The sequence below is a fragment of the Arthrobacter oryzae genome (assembly GCF_030718995.1).
Taxonomy (GTDB): Bacteria; Actinomycetota; Actinomycetes; order Actinomycetales; family Micrococcaceae; genus Arthrobacter; species Arthrobacter oryzae_C.
The window spans coordinates 4490943-4517619 of the sequence record NZ_CP132204.1 but is presented as its reverse complement, the minus strand read 5'-3'; the positions used below and the strand labels follow the sequence as shown (position 1 = coordinate 4517619).

Annotated in this window: 22 protein-coding genes and 2 tRNA genes; 21 read left to right on the top strand and 3 right to left on the bottom strand. The window is 66.2% G+C overall.

The window, feature by feature from the left end; all coding sequences use genetic code 11:
* Positions 1-8 precede the first annotated feature (8 nt).
* The 12 genes from Q8Z05_RS20830 (at position 9) to Q8Z05_RS20775 (ending at position 14219) form a co-directional block, all read left to right on the top strand.
* Complete coding sequence (locus tag Q8Z05_RS20830; protein ID WP_305941412.1) at positions 9-2804, top strand: ABC transporter permease; 2796 nt, start codon at positions 9-11, stop codon at positions 2802-2804.
* Positions 2801-3556: an ABC transporter ATP-binding protein gene (locus Q8Z05_RS20825; RefSeq protein WP_011692375.1), complete on the top strand. Its 756-nt coding sequence runs from the start codon at positions 2801-2803 to the stop codon at positions 3554-3556. Before Q8Z05_RS20830 ends, Q8Z05_RS20825 begins: the two co-directional genes overlap by 4 nt.
* A 65-nt stretch (positions 3557-3621) precedes the next feature.
* Positions 3622-5181 (top strand): methionine--tRNA ligase, encoded by a 1560-nt coding sequence (gene metG / locus Q8Z05_RS20820; protein WP_305941411.1) that lies wholly within the window; start codon positions 3622-3624, stop codon positions 5179-5181.
* Positions 5182-5631: 450 nt separating this feature from the next.
* Positions 5632-6399, top strand: coding sequence for a hypothetical protein (locus Q8Z05_RS20815; protein WP_305941410.1), 768 nt, complete (start codon positions 5632-5634; stop codon positions 6397-6399).
* Positions 6400-6498: 99 nt separating this feature from the next.
* A complete protein-coding gene (locus Q8Z05_RS20810) occupies positions 6499-7263 on the top strand; it encodes a class F sortase (RefSeq protein ID WP_305941409.1) in 765 nt (254 codons plus the stop codon).
* 86 nt (positions 7264-7349) lie between these two features.
* A complete protein-coding gene (locus Q8Z05_RS20805) occupies positions 7350-8402 on the top strand; it encodes a 3-isopropylmalate dehydrogenase (RefSeq protein ID WP_305941408.1) in 1053 nt (350 codons plus the stop codon).
* A 101-nt stretch (positions 8403-8503) separates the two neighbouring features.
* On the top strand, positions 8504-9616 hold the full coding sequence (locus Q8Z05_RS20800; protein ID WP_305941407.1) for a branched-chain amino acid aminotransferase: 1113 nt from the start codon (positions 8504-8506) through the stop codon (positions 9614-9616).
* A gap of 177 nt (positions 9617-9793) precedes the next feature.
* On the top strand, positions 9794-10168 hold the full coding sequence (locus tag Q8Z05_RS20795) for a DUF1304 family protein (RefSeq protein ID WP_305941406.1): 375 nt from the start codon (positions 9794-9796) through the stop codon (positions 10166-10168).
* A gap of 67 nt (positions 10169-10235) precedes the next feature.
* Positions 10236-11024, top strand: coding sequence for an MBL fold metallo-hydrolase (locus tag Q8Z05_RS20790; protein WP_305941405.1), 789 nt, complete (start codon positions 10236-10238; stop codon positions 11022-11024).
* Between the two features lie 121 nt (positions 11025-11145).
* Positions 11146-11922 carry a fumarylacetoacetate hydrolase family protein gene (locus tag Q8Z05_RS20785; protein WP_305941404.1) on the top strand — a complete coding sequence of 259 codons (777 nt, stop codon included), beginning with the start codon at positions 11146-11148 and terminating at the stop codon, positions 11920-11922.
* 45 nt (positions 11923-11967) lie between these two features.
* Positions 11968-13482 (top strand): glutamate--tRNA ligase, encoded by a 1515-nt coding sequence (gene gltX / locus Q8Z05_RS20780; RefSeq protein WP_305941403.1) that lies wholly within the window; start codon positions 11968-11970, stop codon positions 13480-13482.
* The gene (locus Q8Z05_RS20775) at positions 13482-14219 is read left to right on the top strand and encodes an HAD family hydrolase (protein ID WP_305941402.1); all 738 of its coding nucleotides are present in this window, start codon (positions 13482-13484) and stop codon (positions 14217-14219) included. The genes gltX and Q8Z05_RS20775 overlap by 1 nt, the downstream gene beginning before the upstream one ends.
* A gap of 17 nt (positions 14220-14236) precedes the next feature.
* Here the strand turns inward: Q8Z05_RS20775 and Q8Z05_RS20770 are convergent, their stop codons facing one another.
* Positions 14237-15640: a hypothetical protein gene (locus Q8Z05_RS20770; protein WP_305941401.1), complete on the bottom strand. Its 1404-nt coding sequence runs from the start codon at positions 15638-15640 to the stop codon at positions 14237-14239.
* A gap of 345 nt (positions 15641-15985) precedes the next feature.
* On the opposite strand from Q8Z05_RS20770, the gene Q8Z05_RS20765 reads away from it, so the two are divergent.
* From Q8Z05_RS20765 to Q8Z05_RS20750, 4 genes are all read left to right on the top strand, one after another.
* Positions 15986-16057, top strand: a tRNA-Gln gene (locus tag Q8Z05_RS20765).
* A 128-nt stretch (positions 16058-16185) separates the two neighbouring features.
* Positions 16186-16261: transfer RNA gene (locus Q8Z05_RS20760), tRNA-Glu, on the top strand.
* Positions 16262-16438: 177 nt separating this feature from the next.
* The gene (locus tag Q8Z05_RS20755) at positions 16439-18220 is read left to right on the top strand and encodes a dynamin family protein (protein WP_305941400.1); all 1782 of its coding nucleotides are present in this window, start codon (positions 16439-16441) and stop codon (positions 18218-18220) included.
* Positions 18217-19836, top strand: a complete 1620-nt coding sequence (locus Q8Z05_RS20750) for a GTPase (protein WP_305941399.1) — start codon at positions 18217-18219, stop codon at positions 19834-19836. Before Q8Z05_RS20755 ends, Q8Z05_RS20750 begins: the two co-directional genes overlap by 4 nt.
* On the opposite strand, the gene Q8Z05_RS20745 is transcribed toward Q8Z05_RS20750, so the two are convergent.
* Both Q8Z05_RS20745 and Q8Z05_RS20740 read right to left on the bottom strand, forming a co-directional pair.
* Positions 19833-20378 carry a DUF1697 domain-containing protein gene (locus Q8Z05_RS20745; protein ID WP_305941398.1) on the bottom strand — a complete coding sequence of 182 codons (546 nt, stop codon included), beginning with the start codon at positions 20376-20378 and terminating at the stop codon, positions 19833-19835. The genes Q8Z05_RS20750 and Q8Z05_RS20745 overlap by 4 nt on opposite strands.
* 78 nt (positions 20379-20456) lie before the next feature.
* Positions 20457-21176: an IclR family transcriptional regulator gene (locus tag Q8Z05_RS20740; RefSeq protein WP_011692361.1), complete on the bottom strand. Its 720-nt coding sequence runs from the start codon at positions 21174-21176 to the stop codon at positions 20457-20459.
* A gap of 112 nt (positions 21177-21288) precedes the next feature.
* Between Q8Z05_RS20740 and leuC the strand changes: the two genes are divergently transcribed.
* From leuC to Q8Z05_RS20715, 5 genes are all read left to right on the top strand, one after another.
* Positions 21289-22743 carry a 3-isopropylmalate dehydratase large subunit gene (gene leuC, locus Q8Z05_RS20735; RefSeq protein WP_305941397.1) on the top strand — a complete coding sequence of 485 codons (1455 nt, stop codon included), beginning with the start codon at positions 21289-21291 and terminating at the stop codon, positions 22741-22743.
* A 9-nt stretch (positions 22744-22752) separates the two neighbouring features.
* Positions 22753-23355: a 3-isopropylmalate dehydratase small subunit gene (gene leuD, locus Q8Z05_RS20730; RefSeq protein ID WP_305941396.1), complete on the top strand. Its 603-nt coding sequence runs from the start codon at positions 22753-22755 to the stop codon at positions 23353-23355.
* A 188-nt stretch (positions 23356-23543) separates the two neighbouring features.
* Positions 23544-24869, top strand: a complete 1326-nt coding sequence (gene murA / locus Q8Z05_RS20725) for a UDP-N-acetylglucosamine 1-carboxyvinyltransferase (RefSeq protein ID WP_028271630.1) — start codon at positions 23544-23546, stop codon at positions 24867-24869.
* Positions 24870-24879: 10 nt separating this feature from the next.
* Positions 24880-25626, top strand: coding sequence for a lysophospholipid acyltransferase family protein (locus Q8Z05_RS20720; RefSeq protein ID WP_305941395.1), 747 nt, complete (start codon positions 24880-24882; stop codon positions 25624-25626).
* Entirely contained in the window at positions 25623-26675 is a 1053-nt protein-coding gene (locus Q8Z05_RS20715; protein ID WP_305941394.1) for an NAD(P)H-dependent glycerol-3-phosphate dehydrogenase, read from the top strand. Before Q8Z05_RS20720 ends, Q8Z05_RS20715 begins: the two co-directional genes overlap by 4 nt.
* Positions 26676-26677 lie beyond the last annotated feature (2 nt).

Genomic DNA, 26677 nt, shown 5'->3' with positions numbered 1-26677 from the left:
GGAGCCCAATGAACGCCGTCCAGAGGTTCATCAGAAGCCGAGTGCTTTTGCTGACCGCGGCCATTTTGATCGTCGCCATGTGTTTGTCCGTCCTCGTCCAGGGCCAGTCACAGGCTGCGCTCAACCGTACAGTTGACCAGAATTCCCGCGGACTCTATGACATCCTGGTCCAGGCCAAAGCAGGCTCCGGCGGAGTGCTGATGCAGCCGGAAATCGCCAACGGCCAGGGTGGCATCAGTTTCGACCAGCTGGATGGCATCAGGAAGCTCTCGGGCACCTCGGTGGCCGCTCCGATCAGCCTGGTGTCACGCGTCTCGCAAAACCTCGAGTCCCCCCGGCTCGACGCCATGGACTACCTCGGATTCAACGCCGGCCTTGTGGGCACGGCGACCGCCGGGGAGCCGGGCGGAACGGACCCCAGCAAGTGGCCGGCGGCGGAATCGGTCTTGTCCGACGAGGCGAAGAAGTACCGGATGACGGCCAGTGCCGTTAGTTCGGACGGCCAGTCCGAACAGACCCTGTTCAAGTCCATGGCCGAAGGATCCCTCGGCAAGGCCAGGCTCATCGAAGAGCAGACGGCCGGCGGCAAGAGCATCCGCATCGCAGGCGCCGAAGGGGAAACCGGCATCAAATTCCCGGCTCCGGCCGGAGGCTCCGAGCACAACCTCTTCAACCTGTCCGTGTCGCTTCCGCTGGCGCCGCAGGTGACTGAGTCCGTCGTCGCCGTCGACCCCGTGTCCGAGCGCGCGCTGCTGGGCACGGCAGGCGACTTCCTGGCGCCCCTCGAAAAGGCGCCGCCGGCGGACGCCCGGAACGCCGGGGCCATCGGCCGTCATTTCGAGAGCCTCTTCACTACCGGCATCAGCATGGAGGAGCTCGAGGAAGGGCCGGACTTCCTCGGCGTCAAACTCAAGTACTGGGCGCCCCTGATGACGCAGTACCAGCAGGCCAAGCGGAACGGCCAGCTGACTGCGGACTCCCAGGCCATCCCGCTGATTGTCCGCTCCGGCACCTCGCTGGACCTCAAATACTCGGTGAAGATCGAGGAGATCGACGACTCCGGAAACGTCGTCAAGGACGTCGGCACGGTGACCCGTTCGCTGGACAAGGACTACCTGCCGTTCGTTTCCAAGTCACCGTTCGCGCTCTCGTGGCCCGGCTCGCAGGACTACTCCCAGCTTCTGGGAAACACCGGAAACTTCAGCCAGGGCCTGTACAACCCGGCAACCTGGAGCACGGACTTCGCGTCGGCACCCAAGTACACGGACGGCTCCACCGCCGGCAACGGCGCCGTGGACAAGACCGCCACGCCGGGGGAGTGGGTGACCGTCAACCGGCTCCCGGAGAAGGGTGCCAACAACGCGCCCGTGGACCAGACCCAGCGCGAGCCCGTCGACGAGCGGTCCTACCGCGAAAGCCTGGAGACCGGTACCAAGGTCGCCGCGCCGCTGGCCATGGTCTACGGCACGTTCGACGCCGACAAGGTCCAGGAAGCCGCGGGGGACATCAACCGGCTGCCCCTGGGCGGCTACGACCCCTCACCGATGACCCTGACCGAGGATGCCCAGGGCAACAAGGTGGAGGACACCGAACTCAAGCCGTCGTTGAGCGCCACGGGCCTGGTCAGCCAGTCCGCCGGCGCGATCACCGACTACTACGGCCTCGCCGCCGCCCGCGGTTACGAAGACAACGCTTCGGTCATCGACGCCGTCCGCGTCCGGGCCAAGGCGCCGGGCAGCTGGAAGGAGTCCCAGCCCGAGGTTGAGCAGCTCGCGGACGAAATCCGTGACATGGGCCTGGAAGCAACCGTCGTTGCCGGCTCGGCGCGTGAAGACGCCAACATCTTCGTGCCGGGCTACTCCAAGGACGGCGCCGGCAAGGAATCCGCGCTTGGCACCGTCACCCAGTCCTGGGTCCGCCAGGACGCCGCCGACGCGGTGTCCGGGTCCCTGACCGGAACGAACATCACGCTGTTGTTCCTCACCCTGTGCGGCGCAGCCCTGCTCACCGGCGCCTCCACCGTCAGCTACATCCGCCAGCGCCGCCGCGAAGCCGGCACCCTCCGTGCCATGGGCTGGACCCAGAACAGGATCCGGAGCTGGGTTCTTGCCGAATTTGCCGTGGGAGCCGCCCTCCTGGCGATTGCAGGAACCATCCTGAGCCTCGTCAGCTGGAACCTCGCAACGGTCATCGTTTCCGCATCGGTACTGGTGCTCTATGCCGCCGCAGCGTACTTCGCGGCGCGGCAGCTGAGGCACCGTGACGAGGTGGACCAGGAACCGCAGCACGACGAGCGGCTGATCGCCGTCGACTCCCCGCTCACGTTCGCCAACCGCCAGCTGAGCACCAACAAGTTCAACACCATCTCGCTGGCAGTTGCGGTGGGCGTCTTTGGCGCAGCCGTTGGCGGGCTGATCGCCCTGCTGATCGACATCCCCCGTGCCGCCGGTGCGAGTGCCCTGAGCGGGCTGGCTGCCGCCAGCGTGGCACTGCCCAGCATCATCCTGGCCTTGTCCGGCGTGGCAGTGGGACTGGTATTGACCCTCGTGACCGGGCGCTTTGAGCTCCAGGCCAAACGCCAGTACCTCGGCACGCTCGAAGCGATGGGTTGGAACCCGGACATGCTGGGCCAGGTCCGGCTGTTCGAAAACGCCCTCGTGGGCACGGTGGCCTTGCCGCTGGGCGTGGTCGGCGCCCTCGGCATCGGGCTCCTGCTCGCCCCCTATGCTGCGCTCTGGGCCGCCCTGGCCGGACTCGTGGCTGTACTTTGCTGGATTCCAATTGCAACGAAAGTGGTCCAATGAACAACGACCTGAATCTCGACCGGATTCCCCAGGATGACGCCGGGGACGGCTCGCTCCAGACCCGTGCCAACACCATCCTGAAGGCCGCAGACCACGGGACCCCGCTGGAACTGAGCAACATCACCATCCGCTACGGCGGGCAGAAGGGCGGGGCCGACGCCGTCAACGTCGTCGAGGGCTTTGACCTGACCCTCCACGCCGGGGAAATGCACTGCGTTGCCGGCCGAAGCGGTTCCGGTAAGACCAGCATCCTGACCGTCGGCGCGGGACTCACGCTGCCGACGTCGGGCCGGGTCTTCTGGGAGGGCCAGTCCCTCGAGAGCATGGGCGACGACGAGATCGCCGACCGCCGTCGGGCCCTGATCGGCTACGTCGACCAGGGCGGTGCCCTGATCGACGGCATGAGCGCGCTCGAGAACGTGCTGCTGCCGGCCGTTCCGGACGGCGAAGTTGACCAGCGCCGGGACATGGCCAAGGACCTCCTTGACCTCGTTGGCCTGGGGCGCCGCATGCGCCACCGCCCGGCCCAGCTCTCCGGCGGCGAGCGTCAGCGGGTGGCGATCGCGCGTGCCCTGATCCTGGGCACACGCGTGCTGGTGGTCGACGAACCTACGGCGAGCCTGGACCGCACCTCGGCCAACCGAATCATCAGCATCCTGAAGGACACCACGTCCGACGGAATTGCCGTGCTGGTGGCGTCACATGACCACGAACTTGTCCGTCTCAGCGATACCCTGACCGAACTGATCTAGATTTAGGGGTAGCAACCCACGCTGCCGGTCCCGCCACCGCTTCCGAAAAAAGGTAACTTCCCAGAGTGTCGTCTTCAGCCCAGACCCCGTTCTACATCACCACTGCCATCACGTACCCCAACGGCGTGCCGCACATCGGCCACGCGTACGAGTACATCGCCACCGATGCGATGGCCCGGTTCAAGCGCCTGGACGGTTATGACGTCTTCTTCCTGACGGGCACGGACGAGCACGGTATGAAGATCGCGCAGACGGCCGAGAAGGAAGGGATCACCCCCAAGGAACTGGTGGACCGGAACGCCGAAATCTACAAGGCTGCCCATTCCGCCCTGGGCATCTCGTACGACCGCTTCATCCGGACCACGGACGAAGACCACTACGCCGCGTCCCAGGCCATCTGGAAGAAGATGGAGGCCAACGGTGACATTTACCTGTCCAAATACGAGGGCTGGTACTCGGTCCGCGACGAGGCGTACTACGTCGAAGACGAGACCGTGGTCAAGGAAGACGGCCTGCGCTACTCGCGGGAGACGGACACCGAACTGACATGGACGGCTGAGGAGAGCTACTTCTTCCGGCTCTCGGCCTACCAGGACAAGCTGCTGGCGCTCTACGAGGCACATCCTGAATTCGGCGCCCCGCAGTCCCGGTTCAACGAGGTCATCAGCTTCGTCAAGCGCGGACTGGAGGACCTCTCCATCAGCCGCACGACGTTCGACTGGGGTGTTCCGGTTCCGGGCAACGACAAGCACGTGATGTACGTGTGGGTGGATGCGCTGACCAACTACCTCACGGGCGTGGGCTACCCGGACACGGACTCGGAGTCGTTCAGGAAGTTCTGGCCGGCAGATGTCCACGTGATCGGCAAAGACATTTCCCGGTTCCACGCCATCTACTGGCCGGCTTTCCTGATGAGCGCCGGTCTGGAGCTGCCCAGGCGGATCATGATCCACGGCTTCCTGAACAACAACGGCGTCAAGATGTCCAAGTCGCTGGGCAACGTGGTGGCGCCGTCGGATTTCGTGGCCCAGTACGGCCTGGACCAGGTGCGTTTCTTCTTCCTGCGTGAGGTGCCCTTCGGTGCCGACGGCAGCTACAGCCATGAAGCCATCGTGGGCCGGATGAACTCGGACCTCGCCAACAATTTCGGCAACCTGGCACAGCGTTCTTTGTCCATGGTCGCCAAGAACTGCGAGGGCAGGGTCCCGGTCCCCGGCGCCTTCACGGCGGAGGACACAGCCCTGCTGGCCCAGGCCAACGGGTTGCTGGATGCCGCCCGGGCAGCGTTCGAGAAACAGGAATTCAGCCGTGCCCTGGAGGCGATCTGGGGCGTCCTGGGCGACACCAACGCGTACTTCGCCGAGCAGGCGCCGTGGGTCCTGCGGAAGACCGACGTCGAGCGCATGAACACCGTGCTCTACGTGACCCTCGAGGTGCTCCGGATCGTGGCCATCCTGGTCCAGCCGGTCATGCCGACGGCGTCTGCCGCGCTTCTGGGGACACTCGGCCAGCCCGACGGCGACGCCCGCCGCTTCGATGCGATCGCCACGCCGCTGGTTCCCGGCACGGAGCTTCCCGCCCCGGCGCCGATCTTCCCGAAGTATGAGGAGCCGGCCGAGGCGTAAACTCCGCGGCCCAAACGCCGCCGGGCGCCCTGACGATCCAGGGTCAGCCCCGGTCATTTCACCCGATGCTCCCTCACGTGCCCAGGCAGGTGGGGGAGCCATCTTTTGCCCTGGGGACGGCCGTGTCCGCCTCAGCTGCCGGCAGTGTGCGGCCGCCCGGGAAAGCCGTTCCAAGTAGTCCGCCCCATGCGTTCGAGTGAACACCTCCGTAAAGCAAGTAATTGCCACCTGCGCCCGCATGAGTAAACGCGTACCAGTTACTCGGGTTTAACCTTCGCCGCGAACCTAGCCTGAAAAGGCAAGCGAACTGATGACACTGTCTGGGGAGTAACTGTCACCTTCATTTCGCTGTTTGAGGTCTCACACAGGTTTTGCTTTTCCTGGTCTCGAAGACGGTTACTCCGCACAGTCTGGTCAGTTCGAATCGGATTTGGTATGGAGGAACCGAACATGAAACGAACAATCGCCACTCTGGGGGTGGTGGGACTGGGACTCATGGGGGCCACAGTCGCGGCCTACGCCGCACCACCTGAAAAGATCACCATTTGCCATGCCACAGGCTCGGCAACCAACCCCTATCTGTTTGAAACCATCAGCCTGAGTGCTTTGGCCGCGCACGTCGGTGATACCGGCGACATCGTGCCGGCGAACCTTGGGAACGACATTCCGAACGGGCAGAACCTGACGCCAGAAAACATCGCTTTGCTGGCCAACGGATGCGTTGCCGCACCGGTTGATCCGGTGGATCCGGTTGATCCGGTTGATCCGGTTGATCCGGTTGATCCGGTGGATCCGGTGGATCCGGTGGATCCGGTGGATCCGGTTGACCCGGTTGACCCGGTTGACCCGGTTGACCCGGTTGACCCGGTGGTTCCTGTTGACCCGGTGGTTCCACCTCCGGCCAACGAGGACCTGGCGGTACCGCCGGCGCTCACTCCGGGCTCTGCCACACCGGCTCCGGCGGCCGTCCCGGCTGCGGTTCCTGCTGCGGTTCCTGCGGCGGGCGCCGCGGTAACGCCGGTTGCGGCAACGCCCCGGGGGGCCGCCGCAGCGGCCGTTCCGGCAGCCAACAACGCGGGTTATAACGTCCAGACTGCCGTTGGCAGCTCCGGCAACGGGATTCCCGCCTGGCTGGCCGTTCTGACCGGCCTCTTCACCGCGGTGGGCGGCTGGGTGCTCGTGAAGAGCGGCCTGCGGTCCCGCGGCGCGGACGGCTAGGAGAGCCAAGCCGGGGCGGGCGCCGAGAGGTTACGGCGCCCGCCCCGGCCGGTTCCCGCTATTCCGCCAATCCATTCCAGCACCCCGAGGAGCCCCGCCATGGTCCGTGACCACTGGAACCGGCGCAAGCATTCCGCCGTCGTCCGCGGCCCCGTCCTGAGCTTGAGGGACCTTTTGGTGCTCGCCGTCTGCATTGCCGGGCTACTGGGAGCCTGGCTGGTGTACGGCGTAACCGGCCCCGGCAGCCAGGGGGCACCTGCTGCCGGGGAACCGGCGGCGGTAGTCCTGTCGGAGAGCCGGCCGGAGCCGGACGACGCAGCACGGGAGCCAGCACCGGCCACGGAACAGGCCACGCTGCCTCCCGTCCCGCTGGCCGACGGCGGGACATCCGCGCCGCCGCCTGCTCCTTTGTATCCCGCTGCAGCCGCACCGCAACGGATTACGTACCCCGCCGCCGGCATGGACGTTGTGGTGCACCCCCTGGAACCGCAGTCCGTCGACGCCGCGAGCCACAGCATCGTGCCGCCGGAGACGATGGACGGTTACTGGCTCGCGAACCTCGGGACGCCGGGGGACGGCTCCGTGAATACGAGCTACGTCATCGGCCACAGCTGGGAGGGGCTGGATGCGCCGTTCAACCACCTGAGTTCCGCCGCCGCGGCAGGAGACGAGCTGACGGTCACCACGTCGACCGGTGCCATGACCTACCGGGTGGACTCGGTCACCACCTATACCAAGGCGACCCTGAAAGACAGCCCCATCTGGGCGGTGGTGCCCAACCGGCTGGTGCTCATCAGCTGCTATACCGAGGATCCGTGGGGCAAGAATGTTGCCGTCGTGGCCTCGCCAGTATCGGGGCAATGACCTGCGGGTTCCTGCCGACGCCGTGGCGGTGTTCGGATGATGAGACAACTTGACCATCATGTGGATGGCTTCGTTACCCTGAAAAGATGAGCGCATCCACGATTAATCTGGCAGTCATCCCCGGCGACGGCATCGGCCCCGAGGTCATCGCCGAAGCCTTGAAGGTGATGGAGAAAGTTGTGGCCGCCGAAGGCGTCACCCTGGACCAGACCCACTATAAGCTCGGAGCCCAGCACTGGCTCGAGACGGGCGAAACCCTCCCGGAGGAAGTCCTCAGCGATCTCCGCACCCGGGACGCCATCCTGTTCGGCGCCGTCGGTGCGGCCCCCGGTGACACCCGGATCCCGTCCGGCATCATCGAGCGTGAGATGCTGCTGAAGCTTCGCTTCAGCCTTGACCACTTCGTCAATCTTCGCCCGTCCCGCCTGTTCGGCAGCGTGGGCAGCCCGCTTGCCAATCCCGGCGAGATTGACTTCATTGTGGTCCGCGAAGGCACCGAAGGTCCCTACGTCGGCAACGGTGGCACGCTGCGTGCCGGGACCAAGCACGAGGTCGCCACGGAAGTATCGCTGAATACCGCCCACGGCGTCGAGCGTGTGGTCCGCGACGCGTTCCGCCGGGCCAGCGAACGCCCGCGCAAGCATGTCACCCTCGTCCACAAGCACAATGTGCTGGTGTTCGCCGGCCACCTGTGGAAGCGCACCGTGGAAGCCGTGGCGCAGGAGTTCCCTGACGTCACGCATGACTACCTGCACATTGACGCCGCCACCATCTTCATGGTCACCGACCCTGCCCGCTTCGACGTCATCGTCACGGACAACCTTTTTGGTGACATCATCACCGACCTCGCCGCGGCCGTCACGGGCGGCATCGGCCTCGCGGCCTCGGGCAACATCAACATGGAACGCACCGCGCCGTCCATGTTCGAGCCGGTCCACGGATCCGCCCCTGACATCGCCGGCCAGCAGAAGGCTGATCCGACGGCGGCGATCCTGTCCGCTGCCCTGCTCCTGGACCACCTCGGCTATGCCGATGCAGCGAAGAAGATCGAGGCGGCAGTCATTGCCGACGTCGAAAGCCGCGATGGCCGGGAGCGCGCCACCAGCGAGGTCGGCGACGCAATCGCCGCCGCCCTTTAGGCGTCCGCATCGGGCGTAAGCTTGTTTCGAATCACCAACATGCTGCCGTGGTCCGACGCTGAACCACGTTCACACACCAGGCAGCCGACCGTGGAGGAACCATGACTCAGACTGCCCATGGCGTCGAATTCACCCATCAGCCCTCGGTAACCCCGAAGTCTGCTGAAGAGCGTGCAGCCATCCTGGCGAACCCAGGTTTCGGCAACTTTTTCACCGACCACACTGCGATCGTCGACTACAGCGTCGACGAGAACGGCAAGGGCGGCTGGCATGACGCGCGCATTGAGGCATACGGTCCCATCTCGCTTGACCCGTCGGCAGCCGTGCTGCACTACGGCCAGGAAATCTTTGAGGGACTCAAGGCCTACCGCCATGCAGACGGTTCGGTCTGGACCTTCCGCCCGGAAGCCAACGCCGCCCGCCTCAACAAGTCAGCCCGCAGGCTGGCGTTGCCGGAGCTTCCGGAGGAGTACTTCCTCGGCGCCATCCGCGAACTCGTGCAGGCCGACCGCGAGTGGGTTCCGGCAGGGGACGGCGAAGCGCTCTACCTCCGCCCGTTCATGATCGCCACCGAGGCGTTCCTCGGCGTCCGCGCGGCCAGGGAAGTCTCCTTCCGCGTCATCGCCTCACCGGCAGGCAACTACTTCGGCGGCGAACTCAAGCCCGTGTCCATCTGGATCTCCCGGGAGTACGCGCGTGCAGGCCGCGGCGGAACCGGCGCAGCCAAGTGCGGCGGCAACTATGCCGCATCCCTCATCGCCCAGCAGGAGGCCGAGGCCCACGGCTGCAAGCAGGTCCTCTTTCTCGACCAGTTCAATGACAACGCCGTTGAGGAACTCGGTGGCATGAACGTGTTCTTCGTGATGAAGGACGGTTCGCTGGTGACGCCCGCCCTGACGGGAACCATCCTGGAAGGCGTCACCCGGATGTCTGTCATGCAGGTGGCCAAGGACATGGGCCGCACCGTCACCGAGCGCAAGATCACCCTGGACGAATGGCGCGATGGCGTCGCCTCCGGTGAGATCACCGAGGTCTTCGCCTGTGGCACCGCCGCCGTCATCACCCCCATCGGCGTGCTCAAGGACGACACCGAGTTCATCGGCTCCGAGGACGCGAAGGCGGGGGAGACCACCATGGCCATCCGCGAGCAGCTCCTCGGCATCCAGACCGGAACCGTCGAGGACACCCACGGCTGGCTGACCCGGCTCGTCTAGGCGGCAACGCTCAGTCACCGGCAGCGTTCGACGTCGGCCCCATCTTCGGGTGGGGCCGCCGTCGTGGGTGATGGCCAGGGGCGTTGCAGCCAGGCAAGCACGGCCCGGGCGGCGGACCAGCGCCGGACGGCCGGAAGACCCTAGCCGATTCGAGGACGCAGCGGCACAATGTTGCGCATGACCGGGTTTCTTCAGGTTCTGGGTGTCGTCTTCGGAGTTCTGCTGATCCTCGTGGGAATCCTGGAGTCCTTCTTCTTCCGGGACCAACGCTTTTACCGGCTCTTCCTTATCAATCCGGAGGACATGGACGCCGTTCGCATGTGGACGTTCAATCTGGGGTTTTACAACATGACCTGGGGAGTGGGCGCAATCGTTGGCGCCGTCATGCTGGCCGGCCCGGATGCCGCCGCCGGACGGGCGCTGTTGCTCTTCACGAGCCTGGGCCATGTACTGCTGGGCATCATTTTGGTGCTGTCGGAGCGGCGGCTGTGGGCGAGCGCCATTGCCGAAGCCGTGCTGCCGGCGGTCATCGCGGTACTACTGTTCGCGTGAGGCCCCGCTCGTGCGGTTGCTGCTTCGGTGGGAAGATGGAACTGTGATCCCGGACGACCCCCGCGCCATGGTAAGCAGCACAGAACTTGCCCGCTTCAGGCTGGCCCCCAACCCCGGGCCGATGAGCCTGCACGGGACCAACTCCTATGTCATCGCGGCTCCCGGGGCGGCAGGCACTGTTGTGGTGGATCCGGGACCGCTGGATGAGCCGCACCTGCAGGAACTGGCGCGGGCCGGCGCCGTCGAGCTTATCCTGATCACGCACCGCCACGCGGACCACACAGCCGCGGCCGCCCGCTTCGCCGAACTGACCGGGGCGCCGGTGCGGGCGAAGGATCCTGCGCACTGCCACGGAGGAAGCCCGCTGGTGGACGGTGAAGTCATCCACGCCGCCGGCACCGAGATCCGGGTGCTGGCGACCCCCGGCCATACGTCGGATTCGGTCTGCTTCCATCTCCCGCAGGACGGTCCGCGCGGTTCGGTCCTCACCGGCGACACGATCCTGGGCATGGGAACCACTGTCCTTGACTATCCCGACGGCACGCTGGGTGACTACCTTGCTTCACTGGACAGGCTGGAGCGGCTGGGCCCTGCCACCGTCCTCCCGGCCCACGGACCGATGCTGCCCGCCCTGGATACCATCGTCCGTGCTTACCGGGACCACCGCGAGGACCGCCTCGGGCAAATACGCTCGGCACTCGAGAACCTGGGACCAGGCGCCGAGGTGGCCGAGGTGGCCGACGCCGTGTATGCCGCCGTCGATCCTTCCGTCCGGCCCGCGGCGGAACTGTCCGTGGCCGCGCAGCTGCATTACCTGCGCCTCGGCAGCAGCACGCTGCACGAACCGCCGGGATAACGGCACAGGCTGTGCCGCGCGGCCGGGCGCCGTCGGCGCCGTCGGCGCTGGCCTGCGACGCGCGATACGTCCGGGAGTCCCGGAGTCCGGGGCGCCTACCCGAGACGGTACGCTTGGAACCATGCGTATCGCCCGTTTTGTAGCTGATTCTGATCCCCTTTACGGCGTTGTCGAAGGCGAGTCCGGCAGTGAGGAAGTCACTGTCATCAAGGGCGACCCCTTCTTCAACGGCGTTGAACGCAGCACCGTAAAGTACAAGCTCGAGGACGTGCGGCTGCTTGCCCCCATCATTCCGCGCAGCAAAGTGGTGGGCGTCGGACGCAACTTCGTTGAGCACGCCAAGGAGCTCGGCAACGACGTGCCGCAGCACCCGCTGCTGTTCCTCAAGCCGAATACCTCGGTGGTGGGCCCCAACGATCCCATCGTGCTGCCGGAATTCTCGGACGAGGTCTCCTTCGAAGCCGAGCTGTGCGTGGTGATCGGCCGGATCTGCAAGGACGTTCCCGAGGACCGTGTCGACGACGTCATCTTCGGCTACACCTGCGGAAACGACCTGACGGCCCGCGATGTCCAGAAGACGGACCTTCAGTGGGCCCGCGCCAAAGGCTTCGACACTTCCGCGCCGCTCGGCCCGTGGATCGAGACTGAACTCGACACCGAAGACCTCCGGATCCAGGGCTGGCTCAACGGTGAACTTCGCCAGGACGGCAGCACGAGCCAGATGATCCGCGGCGTCCGTGAGCTCGTCTCGGTGGTGTCGCAGGCCTTTACGTTGCTTCCCGGCGACGTGATTATGACCGGCACGCCTGCCGGTGTGGGACTGGTGGCGGCCGGCGATCGTTTCGACGTCGAGATCGAAGGCATCGGGCGCCTGTCCAACCCGGTGGTCCGGCGCTAGCAGCGAGGCCAGGCCCTCCGGGCAGGCGGTAAAGTTGGAGTCACTATGACTACTCCTTCTGTGTCCCACGCTGTCTCCAGTCCTGCCGCCACCACCGAGACCCCGGTCCGGGTGCGGTTCTGCCCGTCACCCACCGGCACCCCGCACGTGGGCCTGATCCGCACGGCGCTATTCAACTGGGCCTACGCCCGGCACACCCAAGGCACGTTTGTCTTCCGCATTGAGGACACGGACGCGGCCCGGGATTCGGAGGAGAGCTACGAGCAGTTGCTCGAGGCCCTGAAGTGGCTGGGCATTTCATGGGAAGAAGGCGTGGAAACGGGCGGACCGCACGAGCCGTACCGCCAGTCACAGCGCCTGGACCTCTACAAGGACGTAGTGGCCAAACTGCTGGAAGCCGGCTACGCCTACGAGTGCTACTCATCGCCGGAGGAAGTGGAAGCACGCCACCGGGCTGCCGGCCGAGACCCGAAGCTGGGCTACGACAACTTTGACCGCAACCTGAGCGCCGAGCAGGTTGCCGCGTTCAAGGCTGAAGGCCGCGAACCGGTGCTCCGTGTCCGGATGCCCGATGAGGACGTCACCTTCACCGACATGGTGCGCGGCGAAATCACTTTCAAGGCCGGAAGCATCCCGGACTATGTGATTGTCCGCGCTGACGGCTCGCCGCTGTACACCCTGGTGAACCCCGTGGACGACGCCCTCATGGGGATCACCCACGTCCTGCGAGGCGAGGACCTGCTCTCCTCCACCCCCCGCCAGGTGGTGCTGATCCGCGCCCTGATGGAGATCGGCGTCGCAAGCTACATGCCGGTGTTCGGCCACCTTCCCTACGTCATGGGGGAGGGCAACAAGAAGCTGTCCAAGCGTGACCCTCAGTCCAACCTGTTCCTCCTCCGGGACCGCGGATTTATTCCGGAGGGCCTGCTCAACTACCTTTCCCTGCTGGGCTGGAGCCTGTCTGCTGACGAAGACATTTTCACGGTGGAACAGCTCATCGAGCACTTCGATGTCCACGACGTCCTGGCCAACCCGGCACGCTTCGACATCAAGAAAGCCGAAGCGATCAACGGCACCCATATCCGGATGCTCGAAGCGGATGACTTCAGGGGCCGCCTCGTCCCGTACCTCCGCGCAGCCAACCTGGTAGGGGACACTCTGACCGCGCGCGAAGAAGAGATCCTCGCTGAGGCGGCACCGCTGATCCAGGAGCGCATCGCTTTGCTGGGCGAGGCGCCGGAGATGATTTCCTTCCTGTTCAAGAACGACGACGCCATCGACGTCGCGGATGACGCCCGCAAGGGACTTCCGGAAAACCTCACCGAGGTGCTTGACGCCGCGATCGCAGCCCTGGACGCCGTCGCCGACTGGACTGCCGAGAACATTCAGGCCGCCCTGAAGCAGGCGCTTGTGGAGGATCTTGGCATCAAGCCGAGGCTGGCCTTTGGTCCCGTCCGGACAGCCATTTCCGGGCGCCGGATTTCCCCGCCGTTGTTTGAATCCATGGTCATCCTGGGCAAGAAATCCTCACTGGCCCGCCTGCACGCTTTCCGCGGCTGATGACGGCCATGCGCGGCGACGGCGGTCGTGTCCTGCACACGGGCTTCGGCGTGGTCCGGGGTGTCCTGTTTGATATTGATGACACCCTGGTTGACCTCGAATACGCCATGACCACGGCGCTGCGTGATGTCAGCGAACATCTCCTGCCCGGCCTGGACCAGGCCGGGTGGGAGAAATTCGGGCGCATCTTTACGCACGAGACCACGCATTTCTACGACCGCTACCTGGCCGGTGAGCTGACCTTCAACGAGCAGCGTCTCCTCCGCGGCCGGGCAGCCCTGGGGCACTTCGGAGTGGAACTGGAAGAAGGGGAGGAATCCCATGCCTGGGTTACCTCCTACGCGGCCCTGCAACACGGCTACGTCCGTGCCTTCGAGGACGTAGCACCGGTCCTGGACGCCCTTGACGACGCCGGAATCCCGTACGGAGCGGTGAGCAACAACGTACACGACTACCAGCGGGTGAAGCTGGATACTGCCGGCCTGCAACGGATCACGGTGCTGGTGGGGACGGATACGGTGGGCGTGCCCAAGCCGGACCCGGCCATCTACCTCGAGGGCGTCCGCCTCCTCGGCAGCAGCGCCGCGGAGACACTCTATGTGGGCGACAACCGCCTGCTGGACGCGGAAGGTTCGACGGCGGCGGGCCTACTGGGTGTGTGGCTGAATCGAAGCGGCGAAACCGAGTCCGCCTTTTCAGGTCACCAGGTTGGATCGCTCGCCGAGCTGCTGGGGTAGCAGCGCCGGCGGCGTGATCAACCTTCCGCCTGTGGCGCAGCAGCTTTCCGCCGGTGTCGCAGCGCCACAAAGGCGCCCACTGAGCCGAGGCTGAGTGCTCCCACCAGGCCTACCGCGGTTCCGGCGTCGGGCTGTTCAATGACGTTCGACGGCGACACCGCGGCTGCACTGGAGTGCAGGGTTTCTGTTCCGGCGGCAATTTTGGCGTTGCCTTCCGCAAGCCTGGCCGCCCCGGTGGCCAGGGCCTCGGAACCGGAAGCCAGCTTGGTGTTCCCCTCCGAGAGTTCCGAGGCTCCGGCGGCCAGGGCCTCGGAACCGCTCAGCAGCCCGGGGTTCGCGGGATCGGCCGGATCGCCCTTGATGCCGGCGTTTAATGCGGCGGTTCCGGTGGCAAGCCGGGCGGAGCCCTCAGTCATGCTCGCGGTGGCCCGCAGCAGGCCCGGCCGGTCCGGGTTCCCGGGTACGCCGTCCATCCCAACCCTGATTTTGGCGGTCCCGTCGGCAAGCAGCCTGGTGCCGAGGACAACCCCGGGATTTGCCGGATCCTGGCTGTTGAGTTTCCCGCCCAGGGTGGTGAAGCCTGCGTTCAGCCTGCCCGCCCCGGCCTGCAGTTCCCCGGTGCCTGCATGGAGCCGGGTGGCACCGGACTGGAGCCGGGCTGCGCCGTCGTCGATCTGCCGGGCCCCCGCCGCTATTTTTGCAATTTTGTCCCTGACGACCGCGAGCGGCGCGAGCCCCTGGACGGGATCATCGGCGGCAGCCTGCAGCAGATCCAGGGCTTGCGCCAGCGCTGCAGTGCCTGTGCCCGACTCCGGGTTGCCGTTGGGTCCGCGGTAGCCCTTGAGCCGGGTTGTCCCGGCCGCAAGCTGACCGGCTCCGGCCTCCAACCGCAAGGCCCCGCCGCTGAGCTGTGCGGCGCCGTCGGCCAGGTTGTTCTCCGCGTCGCCGGTCTCCGAAGGAGTCAGTGCCGCGGAGAGCTGCACCGCACCGGCAGCCAGTTTGCTGGCGCCGTCGTCGACTTCATATACCCCCGGGGCGAGCTTGTTGGCGACGTCCGCCTCTATTTTCGCCGCGCCCGCCGCGAGTTTGTCCGCGCCGGCCTGGAGTTTATCTGCGCCGGGAGCGAGCTTGTTGGTGATACCCGCGTGTATCTTCCGCGCCCCGTCAGAGAGCCTGCCCGCCCCGGCGTCTGCCAGGGTGGCGCCTGTGGACAGTTTCCCGGTGCCGTCCTTGAGCCGGTCGGCCCCGGCGGACGCCTGGCCCGCTCCGTCCTTGAGCCGGGCGGAGCCGTCCGTGATGCGGCCGGTGACCAGCGTGTAGAAACCCAGCAAGGCGATCAACAGCAGGGCGAGGACCGCAGTGGCGATCTGCTGGCCGCGGGTTCGGGCTTTCAGGGGAGCAGTGGCACGACTCTGTGGCACGGACGGTTCCTCTCGACGGATCTTGGTGAACGCGGGCGGGCTCCGCTGCACCTGCCGTGATGCAGCTAACATCCGGACTTGGGCGTGGAGCTGCCGGTCAAGGGCGTTCAAGGCATGTTGTTACTCTTCGGTAACTTACCGAGGGTAAACTTATTTGGCCCGGGATTGCAAGGGTTTTGGCGTATATCGACGACGGTGGCGGGCTGGCACAGGCCGTTGGCCATGCACGAAAGGGGCGCGCGCGCCCCGATTTGTGCCAGCCAAAACTCTCGGGTAAAGTAATTACTCGTGCTGAGGCGCTGGGAGCGAAGGTTTAGGCCTGAATATCCAGCCCGAAAGTTCCATTGGGATATGGTGTAATTGGCAACACTACGGTTTCTGGTACCGTCATTCTAGGTTCGAGTCCTGGTATCCCAGCTCCGAGAAAACCGCATTTCTATGCGGCGGATCGGGAGTTTCAGGCGGCTTGTCCGATTTGAAACACTGGCTCTGTGTATGAAACAATCACTGAGCTTGATGGTCGAAATACCATCTGGAAAGTACGCGGCCCCATCGTATAGCGGCCTAGTACGCTGCCCTCTCACGGCGGTAACGCGGGTTCGAATCCCGCTGGGGTCACCATCAGAAAGGTCCCGGGCAGCAGCCCGGGACCTTTTTTGTCTGCCCGGATAGTTTCCGCAACATTTCCCCGCCGAATGGTCCTTTCCCCTGGAGCCGCGAGGGGGATATGACCACCTGGCGGGGATTTCCCGGGGCGTTGCCTGAGCCGGACCCGGGCCGAACTGGCATGATGAAGCTGTGACGTCCCCATCTGAGAGTTCACCCCCGGGCACTGCCGCGCAGAATGTGCGGGCGGCCGCGGCCGTGGAACTGCTCGAAGCTGTCCGCCGCGACCTTAGTGCGGCGGTTCTCCCGCTCGCACTGCCCGGCGCGGACGCGGCCCGCCTCGATGTCAGGAATGCGCTGGCGCAGCTTGACGACTACATCCTTCCGCGCTTCCGCAGCCTGGACGCTCCGCTGCTGGCGGTGGTCGGGGGATCAACCGGTGCCGGAAAATCAACCCTGGTCAACGCCCTTGTGGGCCATCCTGTCACCAGGGCGGGTGCGATCCGGCCCACCACCAGGCAGCCGATCCTGCTTCACCACCCGGCGGACTCCGGGTGGTTCGAGGACCAGCGCGTGCTGCCGAACCTGAGCCGCATCAGGGGCACGGTGGTGGATACGCCGTTGCCCGCAAACCGGGCCGGAGCCGCGCCGGACGCCGCATCAATTTCCTCCCTGGTGCTTGTGGGCCACCCGGCGGTGCCGCAAGGAATCGCTCTTTTGGACGCTCCCGACGTGGACTCCGTCTCGGATGACAACAGGAAGCTTGCGGGTCAATTGCTCGCCGCAGCCGACCTCTGGGTGTTCGTGACAACGGCCAACCGCTACGCCGACGCCGTGCCCTGGAAGCTGCTCCTTGACGCAGCGTCCAGGGACATCATGGTGGCGGTGGTCCTGGACCGCGTGCCGCCGGCCGCCGAAGCGGAGGTCAGTACGGACCTCCGGACGATGCTCCAGCGGGAGGGCCTCGGCGCAGCACGCCTGTTCATTATTCCGGAGGTCACCCTGGACGGCCTTGGCATGCTGCCCTCAGCGGCTGTGGAGCCCCTCGGGCGCTGGGTGCGCGAGCTGGCGGCGGACGCCGCAGGGAGGGCCGACATTGCCCGTCGGACACTGAACGGCACTGTACGGGCCCTGGGCGGCCGCGTGGCCGCCCTCGCCCAGGCTTCCCTGGAGCAGCAGCAATCGCGTGATGTCCTGGCCGGAGATGCCCGTGCCGCTTACCGGGACGCCGCTGCCCGGATTCTGGACGCTACGCGGGACGGGGCCCTGCTGCGCGGCGAAGTGCTTGCGCGGTGGCAGGATTTCGTAGGCACCGGGGAGTTCTTCCGTATCCTGGAGCAGAACATCGGGCGTATGCGGGACCGAATGGGTGCGTTTTTCCGCGGGGAGCCGGCTCCGGCGGTCAAGGTGGAAACAGCCATTGAAACGGGGCTGCAGGCGGTGATCATGGACGAAGCCGCCAACGCGGCCGAGGATACAGACCGGCGCTGGCGCTCAGACCCTGCCGGACGCCAGCTGCTGGGTACGGACGACTTTTCAGGCACCAGCGCAGGCTTCCCGGACCGGGTGGCGGCAGAGATCCGCGCTTGGCAGGGCGCCCTGTTGGAGCTCATCCGCACTGAGGGGCAGGGCAAGCGCACGCAGGCCCGGTGGCTGTCCTTCGGGGTCAACGGGCTCGGGGCCGCCCTCATGATTGTGGTTTTCTCGATGACTGCCGGGCTCACCGGACTGGAGATCGGCGTGGCGGGCGGTACCGCCGTCGTCGGCCAAAGGCTCCTGGAGGCCGTCTTCGGCGAGGACGCAGTGCGGCGGCTTGCGCAAACTGCCCGCGAGGACCTGAACTCGCGGTGCCGCAAGCTGCTGGAGGCCGAACAGCAGCGTTTCCTTGACCGCCTTGACTTCGATGCAGGGGTGACACCCGAAGCCCTCTCGGGCCATGCCCGAGCACTGCTGCGACTTGGGGAGCCGGCATGAGCCGGCACAGCGGGACCCGTGAAACCACACGGCTTGGCGCCCGGCTGGAAGCCCTCAATGAGGCGCGGGAGCTCGCGGGCGGAGTGCTGCCCGACGACGCGCTGGACCAAGTGCTCGCGGTCCTTGAGCGCGCCAGTTCCCGCCGTTCGCTCTCTTCGGACCACACCGTGGTGGGGTTTTTCGGGGCGACGGGCAGCGGCAAGTCCTCGCTCTTCAATGCCGTCAGCGGCGCCGGAATCGCGACGGCGGCGGCCCGCCGTCCCACGACGTCGGAACCGTTGGCGGGTGTCTGGGGAGCGGAGGGCAGTGAACCGCTGCTGGACTGGCTCGGGGTCAGCAAGCGCCACCACCCCGCGGCCGTGCCGGGATTCGCCGATGACTCCACCGGACTGATCCTGCTGGACCTGCCCGACTTTGACTCAACGAAGGCGGCCAACCGCGAGATTGTCCAGCGGATGGTCGGGCTGGTCGACGTCCTGGTCTGGGTGCTGGACCCGCAGAAATATGCCGATGCGGCGGTGCACAACGACTTTCTCGCGCCTCTTGCTACGCACGGGGCAGTCACGCTCGTGGTCCTCAACCAGATCGACCGTCTTCCGGAACCGGACGTCGCGCCGGTGCTGGAATCCCTGAAAGCCATCCTCGCCCGGGACGGCCTGGGCAAGGTCCAGGTCCTCGGCGCCTCTGCCCTGACCGGGGCCGGCGTGGACAGGGTCCGGGCGGCCATCCGGCACGTGGTGGTGCAGCGCCAGGCGTTGTCCCAGCGGCTGGCGGCGGATGTTTCCAAAGCCTCGGCGGAACTCGCAGAGGCATCCGGCACAGGGGAGGCGGCCGGAGTCAAGGCAGGCACCCGCTCGCAGCTGGCGGAGGAGCTCGCGGTTGCCGCCAATGTCCCGGTGGTGGTGGACGCCGTGTCCCGGTCCTACCGGCATGAAGCCACCCGGCGCACCGGATGGCCCCTGACCCGCTGGCTGGTCCGCTTCCGTCCGGACCCGCTGCGGCGGCTGAACCTGCGCCGCGAGGGCGCACAATCCGAAGTCAACCGGACGTCGCTGCCGCCGGCGGGGGCTCCGGAACACGCCAGGACGGACGCTGCCGTGCGGGAATTCGCGGATGCAGCGAGTGCAGGAGCTCCGGGGCCATGGCGCGCGGCCATCCGCAGTGCGGCGCGCGAAGGCCGGGACCATCTGCCGGACGCACTGGACCAGGCCATCGCCGGGACCGAGCTGCTTGCCGGACGGAGGTCGTGGTGGTGGGGAGTGTTCAACCTCATTCAGTGGCTTGCACTCGTGACGGCGCTGGGCGGCCTGGGCTGGCTCGGGGTCCTGGCCGGCCTCGGGTATCTTCAGCTTCCGGTTCCGGAGGTGCCGCGGGTGGAGGGCTGGCCGGTACCCACCCTGATGATTGCCGGGGGAGTGTTGCTTGGCATTGTGCTGGCCGTGGCGGGGAAATTCCTCGCCGCTGCAGCCGCGCGGCTGCGGGCAGCCGCAGCAGGAAAGAAGCTGAGGGCTGCCGTGGCTGCAGTGGCGGACCGGCTGGTGGTTGAGCCGGTGGAAGTGGAAGTCAGCAGGCTGAAGTCCTTTAATGCGGCCTTGAAATCCGCCCGCCGCGACTAGCCGTTTTCCAGTGATGCCGCGGCGTCGCGCACCTTGATCATGGTGCGGAGGTTGCGCGTGGTGGTGGTGGATTTGTAGCGGGCCTTTGCCGACAGCTTGCTGAACGGGCTGTCCAGCGTGCCGCCGGCCGGTGCCAGCCAGGCCATGGCCTCCGGGCCCAGCCGCTGCTGCTGCGTTCCGTCCAGCCGGGAACCGGCCTCGAACAGCTCGTCCAGCACTGCCGTGTCCGAACTGAGGGTGACGTAGGTGTGGGTCGTCTTGTCCTCTGCCGGGTACGGGCAGGCCTCGATCAGCGCGGCCACCCTGGCGGCGGTCAGCACCACCACCCATGCGTCGTAGCCAAAGGCCTCCCGCAGGCATGCTTCGACGTCCGTCTTGACGGCGGCCGCTCCGAGGCTGCTGGCCACTACGACGTTGCCGCTGGCAAGGAGCGTCGTGACGCCTTCGAAGCCGTGTGCCGCCAGGGCGGTCTTGAGGTCCGCCATCTTGATGTTGATTCCGCCCACGTTGATGCCGCGGAGGAACACCGCATAGCTCTTCATGGGCACAGCCTAGTGCCCGCCGCCGGCACGGGCCGTCGAACGCGGCCGCAGGGGAGGGGTTTCGGCCCGCGGGGAGTACTAGTCGTTGTTCTTGCGGAGCGCTTCAGTCAGCACCCGGGCAGCATTGCAGACGACTTCTGCGTGCAGCCGGCCCGGCTGGCGGGTCAGGCGCTCAATGGGGCCGGAAATCGACACAGCCGCGATGACACGCCCGGACGGGCCCCGCACAGGGGCCGATACGGAGGCGACCCCCGGCTCGCGTTCGCCGAGGCTCTGGCCCCAGCCCCGGCGTCGTACTCCTGCCAGGACGGTGGGCGTGAAGCGCGCCGCCTGCAGTCCTTCGAGCAGCCGGTCGTGGTCCTCCCACGCCAGCAGCACCTGGGCGGCGGAGCCGGCCTTCATGGAAAGCTGCGTACCAACGGGGATGGTGTCGCGGAGCCCGATGGGACGTTCGGCCGACGCAACGCATACGCGCCAGTCACCCTGCCGCCGGAAGATCTGGGCGCTCTCCCCGGTTGCGTCGCGCAGTTGCATCAGGACCGGTCCCGCCGAGGCGATCAGCCTGTCCTCGCCGGCGGCGGAGGCGAGTTCCACCAAGCGGCTGCCCAGCACGAAGCGGCCTTGGATATCGCGGCTGACAAGCCGGTGGTGGACCAGGGCGAGGGCGAGCCTGTGCACAGTCGGCCGCGCCAGTCCGGTGGCCGCCACCAGCTGCGCCAGGGTGGTGGGCCCGGCCTCGAGTGCGTCAAGCACATGGGCCGCTTTATCGATGACGCCGACGCCACTAGAATTGTCCATGTAATGATATTGCCGTCTCAATATCTGAGATGCAAATCATTTGGCTGGCGTATTACGCGGGCGTGCTGGTTCAGTGGATGTAAACAGCCAACAGCAGTGAAGGGAGATGGCCATGGCAAAGACATTGGCCGAGAAGGTCTGGGACGCGCACGTGGTGCGCAAAGGCGACGGCGAAGGTGCCAACGCCCAGCCGGACCTCCTCTACATCGACCTTCACCTGGTGCACGAAGTCACGTCGCCGCAGGCCTTCGAAGGGCTCCGCCTGGCCGGCCGCCCGCTGCGCCGCCCGGACCTCACCATCGCCACCGAGGACCACAACACCCCCACGCTGGACATCGACAAGCCTATCGCCGATCTCACCAGCCGGACCCAGATCCAGACCCTCCGCAACAACTGTGCGGAATTCGGCGTCCGCCTGCATTCCCTGGGCGATGCAGAGCAGGGAATCGTCCATGTGGTGGGCCCGCAACTCGGGCTCACGCAGCCCGGCATGACGGTGGTGTGCGGCGACTCGCACACCTCCACGCACGGAGCCTTCGGCGCGCTGGCCATGGGAATCGGCACGTCCGAGGTGGAGCATGTCATGGCCACCCAGACACTGTCCCTGAAGCCGTTCAAGACCATGGCGATCAATGTCGAAGGGACGCTGCGTCCCGGCGTGTCGGCGAAGGACATCATCCTCGCGGTCATCGCGAAGATCGGCACCGGCGGCGGGCAGGGCTACGTCCTTGAATACCGCGGCTCCGCGATCCGCGCGCTGTCCATGGAAGCCCGGATGACCATCTGCAACATGTCCATTGAGGCCGGAGCCCGCGCCGGCCTGGTGGCCCCGGACCAGACCACCTACGACTACATGTTCGGACGTCCGCACGCACCGCAGGGCGCCGAGTGGGACGCCGCCGTCGAATACTGGAACACGCTCCGCTCCGAGGACGACGCAACATTCGACGTCGAGGTGGACCTCGACGCCGATACGCTGGAGCCGTTCGTGACCTGGGGGACCAACCCCGGCCAGGGCGTGTCCCTGTCCGCCAAGGTGCCCTCACCCGAGGACTTCGGTGATGAAAACGCCAAGGCCGCGGCGGAACGGGCGCTGCAGTACATGGGCCTGGAAGCCGGCACCCCGATGAAGGACATCCGGGTGGACACCGTCTTCCTGGGCTCCTGCACCAACTCGCGGATGGAGGACCTGCGTGCCGCTGCGGACATCATCCGCGGGCGCACCAAGGACCCGAATATCCGCATGCTCGTGGTTCCGGGCTCGGCCCGCGTGCGGCTCGAAGCGGAAGCGGAGGGCCTGGACAAGGTCTTCAAGGACTTCGGCGCTGAATGGCGTTTTGCCGGCTGCTCCATGTGCCTGGGCATGAACCCGGACCAGCTGGAGCCGGGCGAACGCTGTGCCTCTACATCCAACCGCAACTTCGAGGGGCGCCAGGGCAAGGGCGGCCGCACGCACCTCGTCTCGCCGGTGGTGGCCGCAGCCACGGCCGTCCGCGGGACGCTCAGTTCGCCGTCGGACCTGGATCCGGCCCCCGAAACCGCCGCCATTCGCACCGACGCAGCCTAGGAGTCCGCCATGGAAAAGTTCAGCACCCACACCGGGATCGGCGTACCGCTGCGCCAAAGCAACGTGGACACCGACCAGATCATCCCCGCCGTCTACCTCAAGCGCATCACCCGCACAGGCTTCGAAGACGCACTGTTCGCGGCATGGCGCAAGGACCCGGCATTCATCCTGAACCAGGAACCGTTCAACGTGGGGTCCGTCCTGGTGGCCGGACCGGACTTCGGCACCGGGTCGTCCCGGGAGCACGCTGTGTGGGCCTTGAAGGACTACGGCTTCAAGACCGTCCTGTCCTCCCGGTTCGCCGACATCTTCCGCGGCAACTCCGGCAAACAGGGTCTGCTGGCCGCCGAAGTGGCCCAGGATGACATTGAACTCATCTGGAAGGTCCTGGAGAACGCGCCCGGCACCGAAGTGACCGTGGACCTCGTCTCGAAGACCGTGACATGCGGCAACGTGGTGGCGCCGTTCGAGATCGACGACTACACGCGGTGGCGCCTCCTGGAAGGCCTGGACGACATCGGGCTGACGCTCCAGCACGAGGAAGACATCACGGCCTACGAGGCCACCAGGCCCGCCTTCAAGCCGAAGACGCTGCCTGCGCGGCTGTCCTAGGCGGGGCGCGCCCGCCGGCCGCGGGCCGGGTCGGCGCTGAGCCGTTCCTGGCCCGCCCGGCGCCCCGTCCGGGCCGCGCCGACCCCTTCGAAGGGCGTGCCGTATTTCAGATCGGTAACGCAAGCTCCTATGCTTAGCTGGAGCCTTTGTAAGGATTTGGGGGCGAGAAGTCGTGAGGAAACCGGTATATGAGTAGTGTTTTGACAATCCGCGGAGGCGTCCCGCTGACTGGACGTGTCACCGTTCGCGGGGCCAAGAACCTTGTCCCCAAGGCCATGGTGGCCGCCCTGCTGGGCAATGAGCCGTCCGTGCTGCGCAACGTCCCTGAAATCAAGGACGTCGAGGTTGTCACCAGCCTGCTCCAGCTCCACGGCGTCACTGTTGAAAAGGACCCGGTTACGGGGGACCTGACCCTGGATCCGAAGGGCGCCAAGACCGCATCCAGCACCGCGATCGATGCACACGCCGGCGACTCCAGGATTCCCATCCTGCTGTGCGGGCCGCTGATCCACGCCATTGGCGAGGCGTTCATTCCCGACCTGGGCGGCTGCAAAATCGGCGACCGCCCCATCGACTACCACCTGAACGTCCTTCGCCAGTTCGGTGCCGTCGTCGAGAAGCGTCCGGGCGGCATCCACATTTCCGCGCCCAAGGGACTTCAGGGCGCCAAGATCTCACTGCCGTACCCGTCAGTGGGAGCCACCGAGCAGGTACTCCTCAGCGCCACACGGGCCGAAGGCATCACGGAGCTTTCCGGTGCCGCCACGGAACCGGAAATCATCGACCTCATTGCCGTGCTGCAGAAGATGGGCGCGATCATCAGCGTCCAGACGGACCGCACCATCCGGATTGAAGGCGTGAAGGACCTGGGCGGCTACAACCACCGTGCCCTCTCGGACCGCAACGAATCCGCCTCCTGGGCATCAGCCGCGCTCGTGACCCGGGGAGACATCTTCGTCGAGGGCGCTTCCCAGCGCGACATGATGACCTTCCTGAACACCTACCGCAAAGTGGGCGGCGGAATGGACATCGGTGAGGACGGCATCCGTTTCTACCACCGCGGCGGCAAACTGAACCCGCTCGTCCTGGAAACCGACGTGCACCCCGGGTTCATGACGGACTGGCAGCAACCCCTTGTTGTGGCACTGACCCAGGCCGAGGGTGTGTCCATCGTCCACGAGACCGTCTACGAGAACCGTTTCGGCTTCACGGACGCGCTCATCCGGATGGGCGCCAACATCCAGGTTCACCGGGAATGCCTCGGCAGCGTGCCGTGCCGCTTCGGCCAGCGCAACTTCCTGCACTCGGCCGTCATCTCGGGTCCCACGCAGCTCAAGGGCACCGACATCGACGTTCCGGACCTCCGGGGCGGTTTCAGCCACCTCATCGCCGCACTTGCCGCCACCGGCACGTCCCGCGTGACCGGAATCGACATCATTAACCGCGGCTATGAGCGCTTCACCGAGAAGCTCGCCGGCCTGGGCGCCGATTTCGACATCACCTCAGCCAAGTAACGGGGTCCCAGTGAAGGAAACGGCCAAGAGCCGCATCACCTTTGTCATCGTCGCCGGGATCGTCAGGCCCGTGATGAACGTGCTCATGAACAAGAAGTGGGAAGGGCTGGAAAAGCTTCCGGCGGGCGGCTTCATCGCCGCCCCCAACCACTGCACGGAGATCGACCCGCTGGTCATCGGGCACATGCTGTACAACCAGAAGCGGATGCCGCACTTCCTTGCCAAGGGCGGCCTCTTCAAGGTTCCGGTCCTTGGGTTCGTGCTGCGCGCCACCAAGCAGATTCCAGTGGAACGCTCGACGGCGGGTGCCAACCGTTCGCTGAATGTCGCCAGGGAAGTGGTGGACGAAGGCGGTGCCATCATCATCTACCCCGAAGGCACCCTGACCCGGGACCCCGGGCTGTGGCCCATGAAGGGGCACACGGGCGCTGCCAGGATGGCCCTGGAAAGCGGCATCCCGGTTGTACCCATGGCCCACTGGGGAGCCCACCATGTATTCCCGCGCTATGCGAAGCGCTTCCATCTTTTCCCCCGAAGCACCTCCAGGGTCCTGGTGGGCGATCCCGTGGACCTCAGTGCCTTTGAAGGCCGGCCTCTGGACAAGGCCACGCTGACGGCCGCCACCGCCGTCATCATGGATGCCATCACCGGGCTGCTGGCGACCCTGCGGTCGGAACAGCCTCCCGCGGTGCGATGGGATCCGGCCGCCCACAACCAGAGCACACACGGACGCAACATCGATCGGCCCGGCACATGACCCCTGAACAGACCGCAGCGGGCTCAGCGACGTCCGTCGCCGTCCTCGGCGCCGGCTCCTGGGGCACCACCTTTGCCAAGATCCTCGCGGACGCGGCCACGGCCTCCGGTGTCCAGCGGAGCATCCGGCTCTGGGGACGGCGCAGCGAGGTTGTCGAGCAGATCAACACCGCCCACAGGAACCCGCAGTACCTCAAGGACATCGACCTGCCCCACAGCATCACGGCTTCCACTGACGTGGCGGAAGTGCTCGCGGGGGCCGAGCTGGTGGTGCTGGCAGTTCCGGCGCAGTCGCTGCGGCTGCAGCTGCGGGAGTGGCGGCCCCTGATATCGCCGGACGCCTTTGTGGTCTCCCTCATGAAGGGCCTGGAACTTAGTTCGGATGCCCGCATGAGCGAAGTCATCTGCGAGGAACTGGGCATCAAAGCGGACCGGATTGCGGTGGTGTCCGGACCGAACCTTGCCATGGAAATTGCCCGTGAGGAGCCCACCGCGTCGGTGGTGGCCTGTTCGGACGCCGAAGTGTCGGCATGGATCGCCCGCACCTGCACTGCACCGTATTTCCGCCCGTACACCACCACTGACGTCGTCGGCGTGGAAATCGGCGGCATCGTGAAGAACATCATCGCCCTCGCTGTGGGTATCTGCGAAGGCAAGAGCATGGGCGACAACACGAAGGCCTCCGTCATTACCCGGGGCCTCGCGGAAACATCCAGGCTCGCCCTGGCCCTCGGCGGGGAAGCGCAGACAATGGCCGGACTGGCCGGCCTGGGGGACCTCGTGGCCACCTGCTCCTCGCCGCTGTCCCGGAACCACACCGCCGGACGCCTGCTCGGCAAGGGGCTGACCCTGGAACAGGTGACCGCGGAAATGACCCAGACGGCCGAAGGCATCAAATCCGGCCAGGCCGTGCATGAACTCGCCGGAAAGCTAGGCGTCGAAATGCCTATCACGGCGGCGGTGGTCGCGGTGCTGGCCGGAAAATTGTCCGTTGACGAACTGGGACCGCTGCTGCTGGCCCGGGACCTGAAATCCGAAGGCGATTACTGACT

Bases quoted from the DNA above. Each gene is read 5' to 3' on its own strand.
- Q8Z05_RS20830 (WP_305941412.1), top strand. From the start codon at position 9: ATGAACGCCGTCCAGAGGTTCATCAGAAGCCGAGTGCTTTTGCTGACC.
- Q8Z05_RS20825 (WP_011692375.1), top strand. From the start codon at position 2,801: ATGAACAACGACCTGAATCTCGACCGGATTCCCCAGGATGACGCCGGG.
- Q8Z05_RS20815 (WP_305941410.1), top strand. From the start codon at position 5,632: ATGAAACGAACAATCGCCACTCTGGGGGTGGTGGGACTGGGACTCATG.
- Q8Z05_RS20810 (WP_305941409.1), top strand. From the start codon at position 6,499: ATGGTCCGTGACCACTGGAACCGGCGCAAGCATTCCGCCGTCGTCCGC.
- Q8Z05_RS20805 (WP_305941408.1), top strand. From the start codon at position 7,350: ATGAGCGCATCCACGATTAATCTGGCAGTCATCCCCGGCGACGGCATC.
- Q8Z05_RS20800 (WP_305941407.1), top strand. From the start codon at position 8,504: ATGACTCAGACTGCCCATGGCGTCGAATTCACCCATCAGCCCTCGGTA.
- Q8Z05_RS20795 (WP_305941406.1), top strand. From the start codon at position 9,794: ATGACCGGGTTTCTTCAGGTTCTGGGTGTCGTCTTCGGAGTTCTGCTG.
- Q8Z05_RS20790 (WP_305941405.1), top strand. From the start codon at position 10,236: ATGGTAAGCAGCACAGAACTTGCCCGCTTCAGGCTGGCCCCCAACCCC.
- Q8Z05_RS20785 (WP_305941404.1), top strand. From the start codon at position 11,146: ATGCGTATCGCCCGTTTTGTAGCTGATTCTGATCCCCTTTACGGCGTT.
- gltX (WP_305941403.1), top strand. From the start codon at position 11,968: ATGACTACTCCTTCTGTGTCCCACGCTGTCTCCAGTCCTGCCGCCACC.
- Q8Z05_RS20775 (WP_305941402.1), top strand. From the start codon at position 13,482: ATGACGGCCATGCGCGGCGACGGCGGTCGTGTCCTGCACACGGGCTTC.
- Q8Z05_RS20750 (WP_305941399.1), top strand. From the start codon at position 18,217: ATGAGCCGGCACAGCGGGACCCGTGAAACCACACGGCTTGGCGCCCGG.
- Q8Z05_RS20745 (WP_305941398.1), bottom strand. From the start codon at position 20,378: ATGAAGAGCTATGCGGTGTTCCTCCGCGGCATCAACGTGGGCGGAATC.
- Q8Z05_RS20740 (WP_011692361.1), bottom strand. From the start codon at position 21,176: ATGGACAATTCTAGTGGCGTCGGCGTCATCGATAAAGCGGCCCATGTG.
- leuC (WP_305941397.1), top strand. From the start codon at position 21,289: ATGGCAAAGACATTGGCCGAGAAGGTCTGGGACGCGCACGTGGTGCGC.
- leuD (WP_305941396.1), top strand. From the start codon at position 22,753: ATGGAAAAGTTCAGCACCCACACCGGGATCGGCGTACCGCTGCGCCAA.
- murA (WP_028271630.1), top strand. From the start codon at position 23,544: ATGAGTAGTGTTTTGACAATCCGCGGAGGCGTCCCGCTGACTGGACGT.
- Q8Z05_RS20715 (WP_305941394.1), top strand. From the start codon at position 25,623: ATGACCCCTGAACAGACCGCAGCGGGCTCAGCGACGTCCGTCGCCGTC.